This is a genomic window from Chitinimonas sp. (assembly GCF_041904975.1).
Classification (GTDB): Bacteria; Pseudomonadota; Gammaproteobacteria; order Burkholderiales; family Chitinimonadaceae; genus Chitinimonas.
In genome coordinates, this window is the sequence record NZ_JAYRLZ010000039.1 from 1 (window position 1) to 16105 (window position 16105).

20 protein-coding genes are annotated in these 16105 nt (G+C 62.4%); 13 read left to right on the forward strand and 7 right to left on the reverse strand.

Annotation, left to right across the window (positions count from 1 at the left end; translation table 11 throughout):
* Both ntrC and ACE3OH_RS05975 read left to right on the forward strand, forming a co-directional pair.
* Positions 1–1194: nitrogen regulation protein NR(I) (ntrC, locus tag ACE3OH_RS05970; protein ID WP_374349496.1), on the forward strand; the 1194-nt coding region annotated here is incomplete at its 5' end.
* A 72-nt stretch (positions 1195–1266) separates the two neighbouring features.
* Positions 1267–2532, forward strand: a complete 1266-nt coding sequence (locus ACE3OH_RS05975) for a winged helix-turn-helix domain-containing protein (RefSeq protein ID WP_374349497.1) — start codon at positions 1267–1269, stop codon at positions 2530–2532.
* Between the two features lie 78 nt (positions 2533–2610).
* On the opposite strand, the gene ACE3OH_RS05980 is transcribed toward ACE3OH_RS05975, so the two are convergent.
* Positions 2611–3351 (reverse strand): hypothetical protein, encoded by a 741-nt coding sequence (locus ACE3OH_RS05980; protein ID WP_374349499.1) that lies wholly within the window; start codon positions 3349–3351, stop codon positions 2611–2613.
* Between the two features lie 346 nt (positions 3352–3697).
* On the opposite strand from ACE3OH_RS05980, the gene ACE3OH_RS05985 reads away from it, so the two are divergent.
* From ACE3OH_RS05985 to ACE3OH_RS06000, 4 genes are all read left to right on the forward strand, one after another.
* Positions 3698–4285: a chalcone isomerase family protein gene (locus ACE3OH_RS05985; RefSeq protein WP_374349500.1), complete on the forward strand. Its 588-nt coding sequence runs from the start codon at positions 3698–3700 to the stop codon at positions 4283–4285.
* A gap of 193 nt (positions 4286–4478) precedes the next feature.
* Positions 4479–4604, forward strand: coding sequence for a hypothetical protein (locus tag ACE3OH_RS05990; RefSeq protein WP_374349501.1), 126 nt, complete (start codon positions 4479–4481; stop codon positions 4602–4604).
* Positions 4605–4778: 174 nt separating this feature from the next.
* Positions 4779–5780 (forward strand): catalase, encoded by a 1002-nt coding sequence (locus ACE3OH_RS05995; protein WP_374349502.1) that lies wholly within the window; start codon positions 4779–4781, stop codon positions 5778–5780.
* Positions 5781–6006: 226 nt separating this feature from the next.
* Complete coding sequence (locus ACE3OH_RS06000; protein WP_374349504.1) at positions 6007–6729, forward strand: hypothetical protein; 723 nt, start codon at positions 6007–6009, stop codon at positions 6727–6729.
* A 46-nt stretch (positions 6730–6775) separates the two neighbouring features.
* Here the strand turns inward: ACE3OH_RS06000 and ACE3OH_RS06005 are convergent, their stop codons facing one another.
* The 5 genes from ACE3OH_RS06005 to ACE3OH_RS06025 all read right to left on the reverse strand — a co-directional run bounded on the left by ACE3OH_RS06005 (position 6776) and on the right by ACE3OH_RS06025 (position 9481).
* Entirely contained in the window at positions 6776–6970 is a 195-nt protein-coding gene (locus ACE3OH_RS06005; protein WP_374349506.1) for a hypothetical protein, read from the reverse strand.
* Positions 6971–6989: 19 nt separating this feature from the next.
* On the reverse strand, positions 6990–8126 hold the full coding sequence (locus tag ACE3OH_RS06010; protein ID WP_374349508.1) for a DUF3570 domain-containing protein: 1137 nt from the start codon (positions 8124–8126) through the stop codon (positions 6990–6992).
* Positions 8117–8320: a DUF4266 domain-containing protein gene (locus ACE3OH_RS06015; protein ID WP_374349510.1), complete on the reverse strand. Its 204-nt coding sequence runs from the start codon at positions 8318–8320 to the stop codon at positions 8117–8119. The genes ACE3OH_RS06010 and ACE3OH_RS06015 overlap by 10 nt, the downstream gene beginning before the upstream one ends.
* Before the next feature lie 2 nt (positions 8321–8322).
* Positions 8323–8820, reverse strand: a complete 498-nt coding sequence (locus tag ACE3OH_RS06020; protein ID WP_374349512.1) for a TlpA family protein disulfide reductase — start codon at positions 8818–8820, stop codon at positions 8323–8325.
* A 97-nt stretch (positions 8821–8917) separates the two neighbouring features.
* The gene (locus ACE3OH_RS06025; RefSeq protein ID WP_374349513.1) at positions 8918–9481 is read right to left on the reverse strand and encodes a hypothetical protein; all 564 of its coding nucleotides are present in this window, start codon (positions 9479–9481) and stop codon (positions 8918–8920) included.
* 196 nt (positions 9482–9677) lie between these two features.
* On the opposite strand from ACE3OH_RS06025, the gene creB reads away from it, so the two are divergent.
* The 4 genes from creB to ACE3OH_RS06045 all read left to right on the forward strand — a co-directional run bounded on the left by creB (position 9678) and on the right by ACE3OH_RS06045 (position 13671).
* Entirely contained in the window at positions 9678–10355 is a 678-nt protein-coding gene (gene creB, locus ACE3OH_RS06030) for a two-component system response regulator CreB (protein WP_374349515.1), read from the forward strand.
* Positions 10352–11776, forward strand: coding sequence for a two-component system sensor histidine kinase CreC (creC, locus tag ACE3OH_RS06035; protein WP_374349516.1), 1425 nt, complete (start codon positions 10352–10354; stop codon positions 11774–11776). Before creB ends, creC begins: the two co-directional genes overlap by 4 nt.
* A gap of 187 nt (positions 11777–11963) precedes the next feature.
* Positions 11964–13238 carry a porin gene (locus ACE3OH_RS06040; RefSeq protein ID WP_374349517.1) on the forward strand — a complete coding sequence of 425 codons (1275 nt, stop codon included), beginning with the start codon at positions 11964–11966 and terminating at the stop codon, positions 13236–13238.
* Positions 13239–13248: 10 nt separating this feature from the next.
* On the forward strand, positions 13249–13671 hold the full coding sequence (locus ACE3OH_RS06045) for a hypothetical protein (protein WP_374349519.1): 423 nt from the start codon (positions 13249–13251) through the stop codon (positions 13669–13671).
* Between the two features lie 90 nt (positions 13672–13761).
* Here ACE3OH_RS06045 and ACE3OH_RS06050 read toward each other — a convergent pair whose 3' ends face one another.
* Positions 13762–14742 (reverse strand): NAD(P)/FAD-dependent oxidoreductase, encoded by a 981-nt coding sequence (locus ACE3OH_RS06050; RefSeq protein ID WP_374349521.1) that lies wholly within the window; start codon positions 14740–14742, stop codon positions 13762–13764.
* A gap of 110 nt (positions 14743–14852) precedes the next feature.
* On the opposite strand from ACE3OH_RS06050, the gene ACE3OH_RS06055 reads away from it, so the two are divergent.
* From ACE3OH_RS06055 to ACE3OH_RS06065, 3 genes are all read left to right on the forward strand, one after another.
* Positions 14853–15602, forward strand: coding sequence for an SDR family NAD(P)-dependent oxidoreductase (locus ACE3OH_RS06055; RefSeq protein WP_374349522.1), 750 nt, complete (start codon positions 14853–14855; stop codon positions 15600–15602).
* A gap of 23 nt (positions 15603–15625) precedes the next feature.
* Entirely contained in the window at positions 15626–15781 is a 156-nt protein-coding gene (locus ACE3OH_RS06060) for a DUF2256 domain-containing protein (protein WP_374349523.1), read from the forward strand.
* Positions 15778–16105 (forward strand): cryptochrome/photolyase family protein (locus ACE3OH_RS06065; protein ID WP_374349539.1); only part of this gene is annotated, 328 nt, incomplete at its 3' end. The genes ACE3OH_RS06060 and ACE3OH_RS06065, both read left to right, overlap by 4 nt.

Here is a 16105-nt window from a genome sequence, read left to right on the forward strand (position 1 = left end):
CACTACCCGCGCCTGCCGGTCATCATCATGACCGCCCATTCCGATCTGGAAAGCGCCGTCGCCGCATTCCAGGGCGGGGCCTTCGAGTATCTGCCCAAGCCCTTCGACGTCGATCACGCCATCGCCCTGATCCGGCGGGCCATGGACGAAAGTGCCAAGCAGGAAGTGGTGGACGCGCCCAGCGATAGCGCCCCGGAAATCCTCGGCCAGGCGCCGGCCATGCAGGAATTGTTCCGCGCCATTGGCCGGCTCAGTCAGTCGGCGGCAACGGTGTTGATTACCGGCGAATCGGGCTCGGGCAAGGAGCTGGTGGCCCAGGCCCTGCATCGGCACAGCCCGCGCGCCAGCCGCCCCTTTGTCGCCATCAATACCGCCGCCATTCCCAAAGAGCTATTGGAAAGCGAGCTGTTCGGCCATGAGCGTGGCGCGTTTACCGGCGCGCAGGCACAACGCAGCGGCCGCTTCGAGCAGGCCGAAGGCGGCACCCTGTTTCTCGATGAAATCGGCGATATGCCGGCCGAGCTGCAAACCCGCCTGTTGCGGGTGCTCAGCGATGGCTACTACTACCGGGTGGGCGGCCATGCGCCGATCAAAGCCAATGTGCGGGTGATCGCCGCCACCCACCAGATGCTGGAAGAGCGGGTCAAACAAGGCCTGTTCCGCGAAGATCTGTTCCACCGCCTCAATGTGATCCGCCTGCGCCTGCCACCTTTGCGCGAGCGACGCGAAGACATCCCCCTGCTGACCCGACATTTTCTCGGCCAGTCTGCCCGCGAGCTGGGCAGCGAGACCAAGCGCCTAAGCGATGAGGCGATGCGTCAGCTGGCCGGTTTCGACTTCCCCGGCAATGTGCGGCAGCTGGAAAACCTGTGCCACTGGATCACCGTGATGGCGCCCGGCCAAACGGTGGGCCCGGCCGATCTGCCGCCGGAGCTGAAAGGTGACGCTACCGTTGCCGCCAGCGGCGACTGGCTCAGCCAGCTCGGTGCCGAAGCCGACCGGCGCCTGTTGGCGGGCGAGCGAGGCTTTATCGACGAGCTGACCCGCCAGTTCGAGCGCACCCTGATTCTGCATGCGCTGGCCGCCACCTCGGGCCGGCGCATCGAAGCGGCCGAGCGGCTTGGCCTGGGCCGCAATACACTGACCCGCAAGATCCAGGAACTCGACCTGGAGCGCGAGCTGGGCGAGTACTGATCGCACGCCTCGCCTTGCCAGCGGCCGCAACGCTTGCCATGATGGAGAACTTTCGTTCACCCCGGCAGTATCATGACGCTCCATATCCCGCTCGTCAGTGCCCGCGCCCTGCATCTGGCCGCGCAAGGCCTGCTCAGCCCGGTGCGGCGCAAGGCCAAGCCGGTCGATGTGCTGGCCGCCATCCGCCGCATGGCCTTATTGCAGATCGATACCATCAATGTGGTGGCGCGCAGCCCCTATCTGGTGCTGTGGAGCCGACTGGGCGACTATGAACCGGCCTGGCTCGATGCCACGCTGGCGCGCGGCGACATCTTTGAATACTGGGCGCATGAAGCCTGCCTTATTCCCAGCGAGGACTACGGCCTGCTGCGCTACCGGATGCGCGACCCGGCCAGCATGGGCTGGAAATATTCGCTGAACTGGCTGAAAACCCATCAGGCCGATATCGAGCAGCTCCTCTCGCGTATCCGCGAACACGGCCCGGTGCGCGCCGCCGACTTTGCCCGTAGCGATGGAAAGAAGGGCGGCGGCTGGTGGGACTGGAAACCGGAAAAGCGCCATCTGGAAGTGCTGTTCACCACCGGCGAATTGATGGTGACGGCAAGGCACAATTTCCAGCGCATTTACGACCTGGCCGAACGGGTACTGGCCAAATCGCGGCCGCAGGGCTGGATCGATGCGCGCGACCAACCCGACTTTGCCAGTGCCGAGCGGCAGATGGTGCGAAACAGCTGCGCGGCACTTGGCGTGGTGAAGGCTGGCTGGGTGGCTGATTACTACCGCCTGAAACGCGGCAAATACGACGCCTTGCTGCACCAGCTGGCCGATGCGGGCGAGCTGCTGCCAGTGCGGATCGAGGGCTGGTCGCACGATGCCTTCGTCCACGCCAGTCTGGCCGGGCATTTGCCGGCCGCTGCCGCCGGCAAGCTGGCCAGCAGCGTCACTACCTTGCTGTCACCGTTCGACCCGGTGGTGTGGGATCGCAAGCGAGCCAGCGAACTATGGGATTTCGATTACCGCATCGAGTGCTACACCCCGGCGCCAAAGCGACAGTACGGCTATTTCGTGCTGCCCATCCTTAGCCGCAACCGGCTGGTGGGCCGGCTCGACGCCAAGGCACATCGTCAGATAGGCGTATTCGAAGTGAAGTCGCTACATCTGGAAACCGGCGTACGCATCAGCCAGCGGCTGGTGAACGACGTCAACGCCGCCATTGCCCGACTCGCCCTCTGGCACGGCACGCCCGATGTTCAGCTGGGCCGATGCCCCGCTGATTGGCCCAGCCCAATGGAAAGCCAAGCGGCGGGGGAGCTGCACCACGCGTCCGGCGGCAACTGAACGCGCGGCAAGCAGCGCCACGACCGTCGGGCGGGGCGTGACCGGCCATGCGGCAGCCGGAAACTTCCCGCTATCGCCTTAAGGCCGGGCGATATAGATATTGCTGCTCGGGCAGGTACCCGCCGTGCCCGCATCGGTCACCAGGGCGGAGCCGGCCGGGAAATCGCCCAGCGCGGCCGGATCAAGAGCAATGCGCGCCTCGGTCAGATAGCTTTTGCCGCCCGAGCTGCTGCACAGCAAGGACAGGGCTGCCGCGCTGCCACTGCCGAAACTGGTTTCAAACGCGGCCAGCAACTGGCTACGACTGACATATTTGCCCGCCTTGCTGGCGATGAACTTGTTGAAACTGGTCTGGCCGAGTTTGGCTACCAGCCAGTCTGCCGTGGCCCAGTAGCTATTCGGGTCGGTGCCTTGATCCGAGCAGGTGCCGTGCTTGTACCACTCATGCTTGTCGAGGCAGGAAGCGGCGCCCGGCATATAGGTGGACAACTGCGTCGCCATCGCACTGCTCAGACCATAATTGGCCATGCTGCACCAGGTCGGTGCGCGATCGAGATTGATCTGCGCCTGCGGCACACCGCAATACGAGGGGTAGCTGCCATCGTAATTGTTCGGCCACAAGCCATGCAGGGACAGATGGCTGCCGGCAAAGCTGGTGCTGCTCAGGTTCGCGCATTCGGTATTGCCCTGGTGGGTGGCGCAAAAGCCAGGCTCCCAGGAGCTGGCCAGTAGCAGATAGTCGTAATTCTCTGCCTGTACAAGGCCGGACAGCGCCAGCAGGGCGGCGCCTGCCAGCCAGTTGCTCAATGTTTTCAACATGCTTACTTCTCCTTTGTGTATCTGGCCGACCCATGCCGACCAGCCCATGCTCTGTGGGGGCTGCATGTATAACAAGCCTGTATGACGCGACGGTTTTGCCAATAAGACGGTTTGATGTGATTTGCGTGACAGCGGCGATGAAGGTCAAGTGAGTGCGCGGCGCAACGAAACCGTGCGGCCCAGCCAACATTCAAGCAACTGCTCTAATTCGGTTTGACCATGGCGGCACAAGCCCGGATGATTGCTCGCCGGTGCTGCGCCATTGCATCAGCAAGGTGTCAGGTAGCGGCTGCCAAGCAAGGCTTGCCCCGTGGGGGGGCGGCACAGGTCGATCGATGGAGACAAAATGAAACTGATCAATGGCGTAAAAAGCTGGCTCTTGGCCGGCATGCTGGCAATGGGCAGCCTGGCCCAAGCCAGTATCGATGTGAACGGGGTGGCGGTGGAAGAAACCGTCAAAGTGGCCAATAGCGAATTGAAGCTCAACGGCGCCGGCATCCGCACCAAGCTGTTTGCCAAGGTCTATGTAGCCGCCCTGTATGTCAGCGAACCACGCACCACCACCAAGGATGTGCTGGCATTGAATGGCCCCAAGCGCGTCAGCATGACCATGCTGCGCGAATTGAGCTCGGACACCCTGAGCCAGGCCCTGCTCGATGGCCTCAACCACAATTGCAGCGATGAAGAAAAAGCACGCTTTTTCAACCAGATGCTGGCCATCGGCCAGCTGTTCGGCGCCTACCGCTCGATCAAACCCAAGGATGTGATGACGGTGGACTGGATACCCAACACCGGTACGGTAGTGCAGCTCAATGGCAAGAAACTGGGCGAGCCGATGCCTGATGCCGATTTTTACAACGCCTTGTTGAAAATCTGGCTCGGTGATCGCCCGGCCGATTCCACCCTGAAAAAACAGATGCTTGGCGGCAAATAGCCTTGCCACGGTGCCCCGCTCAAGCGGGGCGTTTTGTTTTGGGGTCGCGTGCTTGGCAACTACACGCACCGCTGCCCACAAATGCGCCTATGATCGAGCCAGGCCACTGCCAACCCGCGTAGTGGCCGGCGGCGAAGCAACCGCAGCAGCAAGGCTGCGTCCGGGGATAGACGACGCCGCCAGGAGCAAAACGATGGCAAAAGGTCAAAAGCACAGTAACAAGGAAAGCAAGAAGCCCAAGAAGGTCAAACAGGTCGTGGTGCCTGTCGGCACGTTCCTGGCCCAGGTCAAACCCGGTGATACGGGCAAGGCCAAATAAGCAGAAAAAGGAAACCGGCCCAGGCCGGTTTTTTACTGCGTACCGCCGCTGCATCCAGGCCAGCAGGGGCGGTCATCGCTAGCCGCTGACCGGCTCTGTGTCATAGTATTGCCCGATCCTTGCCTTGGGCTCTGCTACCGGAGCCCTGCCCCATAGCCCCCGGAGCCATCGCCCATGAAACTACCGAACGCTAGCCTGACCGGCCTCTTGGCAATCAATCTGTTTTGCGCTTCTTACTCCCAGGCAGCCGAGAAAGTCGCACCGGTCACGCCGCAAGCCTTGCTCGACCAGCTGCGCGCCCTGCCCGGCACCGATGCCAATGGCCGGGTACAACACAATAAGGGAGTGATCCTGACCGGCACGTTCGAGCCAACCATCCAGGCCGCCCTGATGTCGCGGGCGCGGCATTTTCACTTCCCCAGCCAGGTGATCGCCCGCTTCTCCAATGCCACCGGCCTGCCCGATATTGCCGACAACAGTCCGAACGCCTCGCCGCATGGCGTGGCGTTGCGCTTCACCATGCCGGACGACGGCCGCTACACCGATATCGTGATGCATGGCTACAACGGCTTTCCGGTGCGTACCGGCGAAGAATTCGCCGAATTCCTGCGCGTGCTCGCCGCCCCCGGCAGCGGCAAATCCTCGCCACTGGAACGGTTTCTGGGCAAGCATCCAGCGGCCAAGCGTTTTATCAACGCACCACGCCCGATCTGGGACAGCTATGCCAGCGAGACCTTTTACGGGGTAAACACCTTCGTGCTGCGCAATGACAAGGACAAGCCCAGCCCTGGTCGCTATATCCTGGTGCCGGACGCCAAGGGCAATCAGTTGACCGAGTCGGAAACCGCCTCATTCAGCCCCAACTACCTGGCCGATGAGCTGCGCGAGCGCATCCGCCGCACTGCCATCACGTTTGATCTGGTATTCCAGCTACCGGAGAAGGGCGACAAGCTGGACGATGCCAGCATCAGCTGGCCCGACACGCGCAAGCGCCTGGTGCTTGGCACCGTCTACCTGACCGCCGCCATGCCGGACAGCGCCACCCAGGAGAAACAACTGGCCCTTAACCCGCTCAATCTGGCCGATGGCGTGGATATCTCCAACGACCCATTGCTGCGCGTTCGTGGCTCCACTTATGCACTAGGTGCCAGTGCGCGAGGTGTGGCCGGGAAATAGACCTCAGGCGGCAGCGTGTGGGCGCCATGCGCCCACCGCCTGTCGGCCGCCCTGCTTGCGGCCTACCTTGACGGCGCCACGAAACCCCGCGCATTCAATCACTTAGCGCACACCGCTGCAGCCTGATTGGCAAGATGCGGCAAAAAACAGGCTGCTCAGGCTCAAGGCCGGCGTGTGCCAGACGATGTAGTGCAGACAGATCGAACTGCCTGCTCCCGCCGCACCCATGCCCGATATCGACGCCCTGCCGGTCAGCCCCGCCATTCGCACCGCCCTGGATTGTGCAATCCAGTCGGTGCTTGGCCGTATCTATGCCCAGCAGGCGCTGGGACGCTGCGCCACCTATGCCATTGTCGGCGCCCGGGTATTGAGCGAGGTACTCAAGCACCCCTATTACCCGGTGTGCGGCGGCCAGGTGCTCGATTGTGGCAATGGCATGTATATCGTCTTCTACCCGGGTCGCGAGGAGCGGCGCCGGGCGCGACGGCTCGGCGATATGCGTGACTACCATTGCTGGATCCAGGCGCAGCGCAAGTGTGCTGGCAGCACCCGGACGCGGATCGAGATCGTCGACTTTGCGGCGCGGCACGACCGGGCGTCGGCCGAAATGCTGGGCGTACCGTTCGAGCGAGCCAGCGATCTTGACTACCTGTGGGTCTGGGAAGATGTACAGGCGCTTGCCTTCCCCGACAGTTTGCGCAGCCATCCCGATATGCGCAGCCGCCGCCCGGCCTGGCAATGGGTGGATGAAAAATGCACGCGTCTCCTGCTGGATATGCAGGCGGCCCAACCCGGCTTTTATCGCCAGCTCAGTGAGGCAGTGATTGCCTCGCTTGGTGAGCATGCGAGTCCTGCCAACAGCGCATCGACCTTGCTGACACCGCAATTTCGCCTGCGACTACCCGAGCTGCGCCAACACGCCGGCAGCTTGGTCGGCCTGCATGCCTGAACGGGCAGCAGGGCTCTGCCGCCCTGTCAGCAAGCCGGAAGTCAGCTCAGGGCATAAAACGTGCGCAAATTCGCGAGCCAAGCTTGAACGCCAATGCTTTCCTGGCGTCTTGTCTCAAAAGTTCGTTAAAAAATTCCCGCCTGGATTCGCCGCCACGCAGCGTTGCAAATGCTCGCCCTATCTCGATATGGCTGTGCTTTACGCCTTTGCTGGCGGCGCTCCAGGCGAGAATTTCATTCAATCGAGGCCTGATACAGTGCCTAGCGAAATCCGTAACTGAGCCCCAGCGCAAACCAGCGCGCCTTGACCGGTGCCAGCCCTGCCGTGCCACCGCCCCCCCAGCGCAGCCCGCTACGCTGCTCATAGCGCTCTGCCAGCAGGTCGATGCGGGTATCGGCATCGATCATGCGGCTGACTTTCAGGCCGACGGTAGCGGCGCCGAAGGCGCCCTGGCGGCCGTCGGCACTGTAAGGCACGTCAAAATCGCGCGGCGGAAAGCGGTTGCTGAAAAAGCGGGCCGCACTTTGCGTGTAGTAGCGCAAGCTCGGGCGTACGCTCCACCGCTCGCCTAGCGATTGATACCAGCTCAACTCCACACTATGCGCATGCACCTGCCAGCTATCGCGGTAGTAGCGATAGTCAACATGCAAGGCGGCATCGAAGGCCGGCATCCAGCGCCGGTAACGGCTTAACCAGGCTAGCTCGTGCCGGCTATCCGGGCGCAGATCGAGCGGTTTGTAATGGTCGGTAAAGTCGCCCCCGCCATTGCTATAGGTCAGATTGGACTGGATGATGTCCAGCGGCGACAGCACCTGGGTGAGGCCGAGCAGATAGTCGGTGGTACGGCGGCGCCCGTCGACATAGTCGCGATCGGTCGCGCTGATGCGGTCATTGCTCTGGCCGATGCCAAACGAAACCGTGGTGTTCTGATCGGCGCTAAGCCATTGCCCATCGAGGCTGGCGGCGCGCGAGCGGTAATCGTTCTCATCGGAGTAGGCGGCACCGACACCCAGCACCAGCCGGTCGAAATAATGGCGCAGCTTGATATCGCCCTGCTTGCGCCTGTCGTGGATACCCAGGCCGGAAGCACCGGAAAGGGTGTTCAGATACTGCGGGGAGGCTCCGGACATGCTGTCCAGCGTGGCTGAGGCCTCGATGCTGTTACTGGCGCCAAGCGGCGCCTGCAACCAGAGTGTCGGGCTACGCACCGACATGCGATCGCGCTTCGCGTCGTAATCGCGATAACTCAGGTAGCTAAGCTGCGCCGCCATGCCATCGGGCGGCGCTACCGCCTGGGCCGCCACCGGCACCAGGGCCAGTGCGGCGGCCGTCAACAGGCCCAATACCTCGCTGGTCTCGATGTCGCGTTCCGTATCCGGCCTGGGCATCAGTTGCATCCGCAACCTCCCCCGCCCACCCCGGTGCCGCCCTTGGCGGCTTCCTTACTGGCATACAGATGGTTTTTCTGGCGCGCTTCCACCGGGTCAGGATCGAAAGCCATCTGCCGCTTGGCCAGATAGCCTTTCTCCCAGGGCTGCACGCTGGCACAGCCGGCCAGCAAGGCGATAACGATCAACAAGCTGCTTCGCATGACTAGTTCCCGGTGACAGTTTCTTTCAGCAAGGCGTCAATCTCGCTGGTGATCTTCGCGGCGCTATCGGCGCGAAAACCCAGATGGCTGGCCCGCACCCTGCCCTGGCGGTCGATCAGATAACTCGACGGCATGCCGGCCACCGCCCAGGCTTTGGCGCTGTTGCCAGCGGCGTCATACAGCACGGTGAATTGCGCCGGATAGCGCGCCAGAAAAGCCGCCGCATCCTTGGCCTCGGCATCGACATTGACCGCCAGCACGACAAGGCCTGCGTCGCCGTACTGCTTGAGCAGCTGGTTCATGAACGGAAACGACTGCCGGCAAGGCCCGCACCAGGACGCCCAGAAATCCACATACACCAGCTTGCCGCGCAAGCTTGCCAGATCAAGGGTTTGACCCTGGCCGTCAGCCAGCGCCAGCGGTGGCGCAGCTTGGCCCGGTGCCGCCGCGAGCAGCGGCTGACTGAAAGCCAATAATGCAACAAGCAGCAATCGATACATGGAGTGCCCTTCTTCAAGCATCAGGCGAGCAATGCCGGATCGCGGTCGTGACAGCAAGCGCCGTGGCAAGACGCGAGCCAACACTCAGGCGCAGAAATCAGAAACCCGCCGCTGCCGCACTGGGCAAGAAACTCTGGATGGTGCCAAGGTCAAGAATCCCCGATCCGCTGGCCGGCGCATAAAAGAAGGCGCGGCCACCGTTACTGGCATCGCCCTGGGTGGCAATATAGACCTGCGAGCCCGTATACAAGCGGAAGTAATAGCCCGACAGCGTGCCGCTCTGCACCGGACCGACCAAGAGGGATGGGAAGGACTTCTGCCCCCAGTCGAACACCCGGTCAGAATCGGTGGTATTGCTCTTGGCCAGGAAGATCGCCAGATTCGATACGTCGGCGTCGGTCAGCTTGGCCAGCGTGGTATCGGCGCGCATCTGCGACACGCTGGTAAACGCGCCACGGATAACGGTGGGGTTGTTCCGCCCGACAAAAATCTGCGGCAGGATGGGATTGTCGATATCGCCATGACAGCTCAGGCATTTATCGGTATAGGTCTTGCGCCCCATATCGACACTGGCGCCGGGCAATACCCCCGCTGCGCTGGAAACAGCCTGCAACAGAAGGCACAAGGTCAGGCTGGACAAAAAACGGTAAGGCATGGACATGATATTCCCCTGGGATTTTCCGAGAGCTTAGGCGAATACGCGCCACCGCGCAGCGCCAAGATGTCAAAATTTATGACAATGCACTGAAAACACGGTTACCAGTCGCACGATATCCAGCCCCAACAACCCTCTGGCAGCGCCGCAGCTGCGAAAAACTTCTTGCCCTTCTCAGCCTTTGATCGGAGATCATCTTGCGATGAACAAACGCATTCTCCTCGCCGAAGACGAAGCCGCCATCGCCGATACGCTCATCTATGCCCTGCAGCAAGAAGGTTTTGCGGTGCAATGGCACCAGCTGGGGCGCGAGCTGCTGGCCAGCCACGCCAGCGACCCTGCTGATTTGCTGATACTCGATATCGGCCTGCCCGACCAGAGCGGCTTCGAAGTATGCAAAGCCATACGCCAGCGCTCGGCCGTGCCGGTGCTGTTCCTGACTGCCCGTGCCGCCGAAATCGACCGGGTGGTCGGCTTCGAGATCGGTGCCGACGACTATGTGGTCAAACCATTCAGCCCGCGCGAGCTGGTCGGCCGGGTCAAGGCCATCTTGCGGCGCAGTCAGCCGCAGACGCCCCTTGATGCATCGGGCCTGCGCCACGATGCTGCCAGGGCGCAAATCTCGCTCAATGGCCAGGTGCTGGAGCTGACGCGCTATGAATACCGGTTGCTGGCAGCGCTGCTGGCCGACCCGGGCCGGGTATTCAGCCGCGCCCAGCTGATGGACAAGGCCTGGGATGAACCGGAAGCGAGCTTCGAGCGCACGGTGGATGCCCATATCAAGAGCCTGCGCGCCAAGCTGCGTGCCGCCGATGCCGATTGCGACCCGATCCGCACCCATCGTGGCCTCGGCTACAGTCTGAGCTGGGAGCGGGCGTGAAGATCAGCGTCCGTATCTTTCTCGGTTATTTCCTGATTGTCGGCGTGGCCGCCTGGTTTTTGATCGACAGCGCGCGCGACCGCCTGAAACCGGCACTGCGTCAGGCCATGGAGGATTCACTGGTCGACAGTGCCAATCTGCTGGCGGAATTGGCGCGCGACGAAGTGAAGCAAGGCAGCATGGCCAATGGCCACTTTGCCGCCCGGGTGGCGGACTTTCAGGCAAGGCGGATCGACGCGGTGGTGTGGGGCATACGCAAGGACAAGCCCGAATACCGCATCTATGTCACCGACGACAAGGGCCGGGTGCTGTATGACTCGGCCCACCTGGCCGAAGGCCAGGACTTCTCGCGCTGGAACGATGTCTACCTGACCCTGCGCGGCCACTATGGCGCCCGCTCCACCAAATCAGACGAGGCGGGCGGCTCGGTCATGCATGTGGCAGCGCCCATTGTCGATGCCGGCCGCATTATCGGCGTGGTGACGGTGGCCAAGCCTTCGGCCTCGGTCCAGCCATTTTTCGACCTGGCCCTGAGCAGCCTGTCGCGCGCCGGTGCCTTGGTGCTACTGGCCTCGGTGCTGGTCGGCACCTTGCTGTCCTGGTGGCTGACCCGCTCACTGCAGCGCCTGCTCGACTATGCCGAGGCGGTCGGGCGCGGCGAGCGGGTAAGACTGCCCAAACTCGGTGGCGGCGAGGTAGCGGTACTGGGGCGAGCGATGGAGGCCATGCGCACCGAGCTGGAGGGCAAGCGCTATGTCGAGGACTATGTGCATAGTCTCACCCACGAGCTGAAGAGCCCGCTGGCCGCCATCCAGGGTGCTGCCGAGCTGATCAGCCCTGCCATGCCGGCTCCCGATCAGGCGCGCTTTCTCGACAATATCCGCCGCGAAGCGGCCCGCCTCACCACCATCACCGACCGCCTGCTGGCCTTGGCCCAGCTGGAAAGCCGCAAGCAGCTCGATGCCATCGAAACCATCGACTTGCCGGCGCTATTGGCAGAGCTGGTCGATGCCAAGGCGGCGCAATGCGCTGCCCGCCACATTCACATTGCCGTGCAATGCACACCCGGCCTGCAGCTATCGGGCGAGCGCTTCCTGCTCGGGCAGGCACTCTCCAATCTGCTGGACAATGCCATCGATTTCTCGCCAAATGGCGGCGAAATCACCGTCAGCGCAGGCATTGCGGCAAACCGTTGCCAGATCAGCATCCGCGATCACGGGCCGGGCATACCCGACTATGCGCTAGCGCGCCTGTTCGAGCGCTTTTATTCGCTGCCGCGCCCGGCCAGCCAACGCAAATCCACCGGGCTGGGCCTGCCCTTCGTAGGCGAAGTAGCCAAATTGCACGGCGGCACCATCACCGTGCGCAATGCCGACGATGGCGGCGCACTGGCACAGCTGGTTGTGCCACTCCCTCACTGATGCAGGCGCGCGACGCCAAGCTGCCGCCCGTCACCGCGGCAAAGCACTTCTTTGCCGGAACCCGTCTCGGCACCTACAACACGGCTTGTCGCCTCTCGCAATGATCAGCGGGTACCGTGCCCATCAGCCACATCGAAAGTGTTTGCTGGCTGGCGCAATTGCCCAACAGGCCAACCGGAGATTTGCCATGTCTAGCCAAGGAAAACTGGCTGCCGCCATCATGCTGGCCCTGGCCGCCAATGCGCGCGCCGAGCTTTCGCTGTTTGACAATCGCCTCAAGCTGGAAGGCTTTGCCACCTTTGGCATGATCAAGGCCGATGACCCGCAAGTTACCGTCAAGGTCGATGATCGCACCAGCACCGGCTCGACCAATGATGTACGACTCGACGCCGACTCGCAGATTTCCGGCCAGGCAACCGTCGTCCTGTCCAATAGCGTAAAAGGCGTGGTGCAATTACTGGCAAAGAAAGACGACAAATCGCAATTCAAGCCAAAAGTCGAATGGGCTTACCTCAGCTGGCAGGCTAGCGACGAGCTGGATTTCAAACTCGGTCGTTCGGTTGCCCCCATATTCCTGATGTCGGATTATCGCAATCTGTTTTACGCACAAACAGCTGCCCGACCATCGATTGCCTACAGCACCAACCCCATTACCTGGCAAGACGGTATCAATGTGCTGTGGGAACCCAAAGTCGGCTCCAATAATTTTACTGTCGATGCTTTTTATGGAAAAACACGGCTTTCGGTGGGCAGCAGTGTCTCCATCGACTTCAGCAAAGCATGGGGCATTGCCGGAAAATGGAGTAGCGGACCATTTTCAGCCCGACTCGGCTATTCAAGCTACGACTATAAAGTCACCGCACCGCCCATAGCCGGCCTGATCGGATTCGTAGCAACCATACCACCAGCCTTTTGCAGCAACTGCGCGCAGTTGATGTCCAAGGAAATGGATATCGAGCACGGAAAGTCGAATTTAAAAACTTTCGGACTGGCGTACGACGATGAGCAATACATTGCGCAAGCCGAGTGGGCCCGCCGCGAACAAACACTGGCCAATGCACCGGTAACCGATAGCTATTACGCCATGGGTGGTATTCGTTATGGCTCGTTGACGCCGTATCTGATGTATACCAATTTCAAGACCAAGGGTGACAAGTTGCCATTTTCCGGCCCGGCTGCTTCACCCTATGCGGATACACTGGGTTTTTTACGATCTACGCGCTTGGGCATAGGCAGCCCGGATGGCAATACCTATACCTTGGGTTTACGCTGGGATTTGGCGCCGCGTATTGCCCTGAAGGCGCAAATAGACCATATGCGTTTCTCCCAACCGGAGCTAGGGTCGACCTTTGTCGTCAAGTTTCCGCAAAATATCTATGCCAGCCCGGCATTGGGCCTGAGCAAGCAATATTTTGACGGCAGGGTCAATCTTTATACCCTCAATCTGGACATGATTTTCTAAGGGGTGCGCCATGAAATACCAAGCAGCGTTTTTCATGCTGTGCTCTATGGGCCTGCTGGCCATCGCTCAACCCGTGGCGGCAGAAATGGTGGTCGTTGCCGGCGCCAAGAGTCCACTGGGCAGCCTGAATAAAGACCAACTGATCGAAATCTACCTCAGCAAGGTCAAGAACCTGTCCGGCGTAGCCGTACAACCGAGCCTGCCGGCCAGCGGCGCAGTACGGGAAGTTTTCCTGAGCCAGGTGCTGGGCAAGTCGGATGCCCAGGCGCGCGCCTACTGGGCCAAGCTGGCATTCACCGGTCGCGGCGGCCCTCCCCGTGAGGTGTCCAACCAGGATGAGTTGCTGCAACAATTGCAGCGCGACCCCGGCATGCTTGCCGTCATGGAAAAATCAGCCAATAGCGAGCTCAAAGTCCTGTTCAGCCTGCCTTGAGCACTCGGCCAGGCCGGCCAGCTGCGCCGGTCTGGCCCGAGCGTGTCGGCCCGGCAGAGCCCTTGGCGCGCTTGCCCAAGGCCGCCTGCCCTAGCCCAGAGTCAGCAAGCAATCCGCCAGATGGCGGCCGCTGAGCCAGGCACCTTCCACCTTGCCGCCGTTCAACCAGTCGCCACACATGCCAAGGCGACAATCCCTATCCAGCGCCGAACCCATTGCCAGTGGCTGATCGATATCGGCATAGCGCCAGCGATGCAGCAGATGCTCGGCAGGCGCCTTGCCGCCCAACTGCTTCAGCGCGTCGAACAAGGTGGCGGCAACAGCCTCGGGCGTGGCATCGAGATGCGCCGCGCTCCATGCTGCGTTGGCATGGATCAGCCATGTGTGGTTTTCCGGCCGGCCCGGCTTGCTGGCTTGGCGCGCCAGCCAGCGTAGCGGGCCGTGGTTGATGAACGCCGCGTCGAAATCAGCGAATGGCGCATCGGCAAACTGGCCGATCAGCGCCCAGCTTGGCAGCATGGTCACCGCCTGCGCCGTGGCAGCCAATTCTGCCGACCACGGGGACGCCAGCGCATGGGCCTGCGGCGCCGGCATCGCCAGCGCCAGCGCCTGGTAGCCGGGCGTATCTGCTTTACCGCCCTGACAATCCACTGCCCAAGCCGTGCCAGTCTGACGTATTGCGATCACCTGCGTGCCGCGGTGCACGGTGATCTGCTGTGCTAGCGCCGTCACCGGCGCATTCATGCCGGGCAGGCCGACGTAGCGAACTGTTGCATCATCCAGCGCGCGCCAGCCAGCCTTATCGTATGCCGCCATGCGCGCCGGCCATGGCGCGACGATGCCGGCCTCAGCCCACTGGGCGACCTGTTGCATAAAGCCCGGATCGCGCGCGGTGAAGAACTGGGCACCATGGTCACATTGCCAGTTGTCGCCGCGCCGCGTGCTCATTCGCCCACCCAGCCCCCGGCTTTTTTCGTAGACATCCACTTGCACGCCCTGCGCGGCCAAGCGCTGCGCGCAGGCCATACCAGCCATGCCAGCGCCGATAACGGCAACTCTTGTCAGGCTCATCCGAAACTCCCTGTGATGGGGCCGCTCACCGCGGCCAGGAATGTTGATTGCGCAAATCATACCAATTGGTAACAATATTTACTCATCAGTATCGCCATCAGGAGCAGATCATGGGTGCAGTGTGGATTACCGGGGCAAGTGGTGCGATGGGCTCGGCGCTGGCGCGCCTGCTGGCGCAGTCGGGGCGCCCCTTGGTGCTGAGCGCCAGAAACGAAGCGCCCCTGGCGGCGCTGGCCGAACAGCTGGCGGTGCCGGTTGCGGTGCAGGCCGGCGATCTGCTCGAGCCGGATACAGCATCGCGCCTGTTGGCCGCCGCCGAGTCGAAGATCGGGCCGGTGGATGGCTTCGCCCATTGCATCGGCTCAACCCTGATCCGCCCGCTGCATCTCACCGCAGAAAACGATCTGGATGCCGTGTTCAAACACAATTTCTTTAGCGCCGCCTGGGCGCTGAAGGCCTTTGTCGCCGCCCAGCTCGCAGCCAAACGGCCGGGCAGCGCGGTGCTGATCGGCAGTGTGGTGGCACGCGCCGGCTTTCCCAACCATGAAGCCATTGCCTCGGCCAAGGCGGCGGTCGATGCGCTGGCGCTGTCGACGGCGGCCAGCTATGCCGAGCGCGGCATTCGCGTCAATTGCGTGCACCCGGGGCTGACCGTGTCGCGCCTGTCGGCCAGGCTGACCGGCACACCGGAGCTGATCGAGCGCCATGCCCACGCCAACCCGCTGGGCCGGCTGGGCGAAGGAGCGGACAGTGCAGCGCTGATCGCCTTCCTGTTGTCGGATGCGGCAGGCTGGATCACCGGTCAGTCGATCAGCGTCGATGGCGGTCACGCCGCCTTGCACCCCTTGCCCAAGGCCTGAAGTGGCCAGCGCCTGAGCCGACCATGGCACACACCAAACCCGCTCTCCCCCACAAGTGCTGCGCCGCTTGCGGCCGCCCGTTTGCCTGGCGCCGCAAATGGGCGCGCGACTGGGATGCAGTGCGCTACTGCTCCGAACGCTGCCGCCGCCAGCGCACGGTGGCGGGAGTACGGCCATGAGCACCTTGCGCCTGATCCTCGGCGACCAGCTCAATGCGGCACACCCGTGGTTCCGCACCGTTGATGCGCAGGTGCGCTATGTGATGATGGAGACCCGCAGCGAAACCGACTATGTGCGCCACCATGCCCAGAAGGTGCTGGCGATTTTTGCTGCCATGCGCCACTTCGCCGCCGCACTGCAAGCTGCCGGGCACAAGGTTCACTATATCCGGATCGGCGACACGGAAAACCGCCAGCAATTCGCCGCCAACCTCACTACCCTCGCCGAGCGCTATGCGGCCACCCGGTGGGAGCGCCAGCAGGCGGACGAATGGCGGGTCGAGG

What these genes read in the sequence shown, in the direction of transcription:
- ACE3OH_RS06015 (WP_374349510.1), bottom strand. Translation starts at nt 8,320, where the DNA reads ATGCGAAGCAGCTTGTTGATCGTTATCGCCTTGCTGGCCGGCTGTGCC.
- ACE3OH_RS05980 (WP_374349499.1), bottom strand. Translation starts at nt 3,351, where the DNA reads ATGTTGAAAACATTGAGCAACTGGCTGGCAGGCGCCGCCCTGCTGGCG.
- ACE3OH_RS05990 (WP_374349501.1), top strand. Translation starts at nt 4,479, where the DNA reads ATGGCAAAAGGTCAAAAGCACAGTAACAAGGAAAGCAAGAAGCCCAAG.
- ACE3OH_RS06060 (WP_374349523.1), top strand. Translation starts at nt 15,626, where the DNA reads ATGGCACACACCAAACCCGCTCTCCCCCACAAGTGCTGCGCCGCTTGC.
- creB (WP_374349515.1), top strand. Translation starts at nt 9,678, where the DNA reads ATGAACAAACGCATTCTCCTCGCCGAAGACGAAGCCGCCATCGCCGAT.
- ACE3OH_RS06010 (WP_374349508.1), bottom strand. Translation starts at nt 8,126, where the DNA reads ATGCAACTGATGCCCAGGCCGGATACGGAACGCGACATCGAGACCAGC.
- ACE3OH_RS06040 (WP_374349517.1), top strand. Translation starts at nt 11,964, where the DNA reads ATGTCTAGCCAAGGAAAACTGGCTGCCGCCATCATGCTGGCCCTGGCC.
- ACE3OH_RS05975 (WP_374349497.1), top strand. Translation starts at nt 1,267, where the DNA reads ATGACGCTCCATATCCCGCTCGTCAGTGCCCGCGCCCTGCATCTGGCC.
- ACE3OH_RS06020 (WP_374349512.1), bottom strand. Translation starts at nt 8,820, where the DNA reads ATGTATCGATTGCTGCTTGTTGCATTATTGGCTTTCAGTCAGCCGCTG.
- ACE3OH_RS05995 (WP_374349502.1), top strand. Translation starts at nt 4,779, where the DNA reads ATGAAACTACCGAACGCTAGCCTGACCGGCCTCTTGGCAATCAATCTG.
- ACE3OH_RS06000 (WP_374349504.1), top strand. Translation starts at nt 6,007, where the DNA reads ATGCCCGATATCGACGCCCTGCCGGTCAGCCCCGCCATTCGCACCGCC.
- ACE3OH_RS06055 (WP_374349522.1), top strand. Translation starts at nt 14,853, where the DNA reads ATGGGTGCAGTGTGGATTACCGGGGCAAGTGGTGCGATGGGCTCGGCG.
- ACE3OH_RS06045 (WP_374349519.1), top strand. Translation starts at nt 13,249, where the DNA reads ATGAAATACCAAGCAGCGTTTTTCATGCTGTGCTCTATGGGCCTGCTG.
- ACE3OH_RS06025 (WP_374349513.1), bottom strand. Translation starts at nt 9,481, where the DNA reads ATGTCCATGCCTTACCGTTTTTTGTCCAGCCTGACCTTGTGCCTTCTG.
- ACE3OH_RS06050 (WP_374349521.1), bottom strand. Translation starts at nt 14,742, where the DNA reads ATGAGCCTGACAAGAGTTGCCGTTATCGGCGCTGGCATGGCTGGTATG.
- ACE3OH_RS05985 (WP_374349500.1), top strand. Translation starts at nt 3,698, where the DNA reads ATGAAACTGATCAATGGCGTAAAAAGCTGGCTCTTGGCCGGCATGCTG.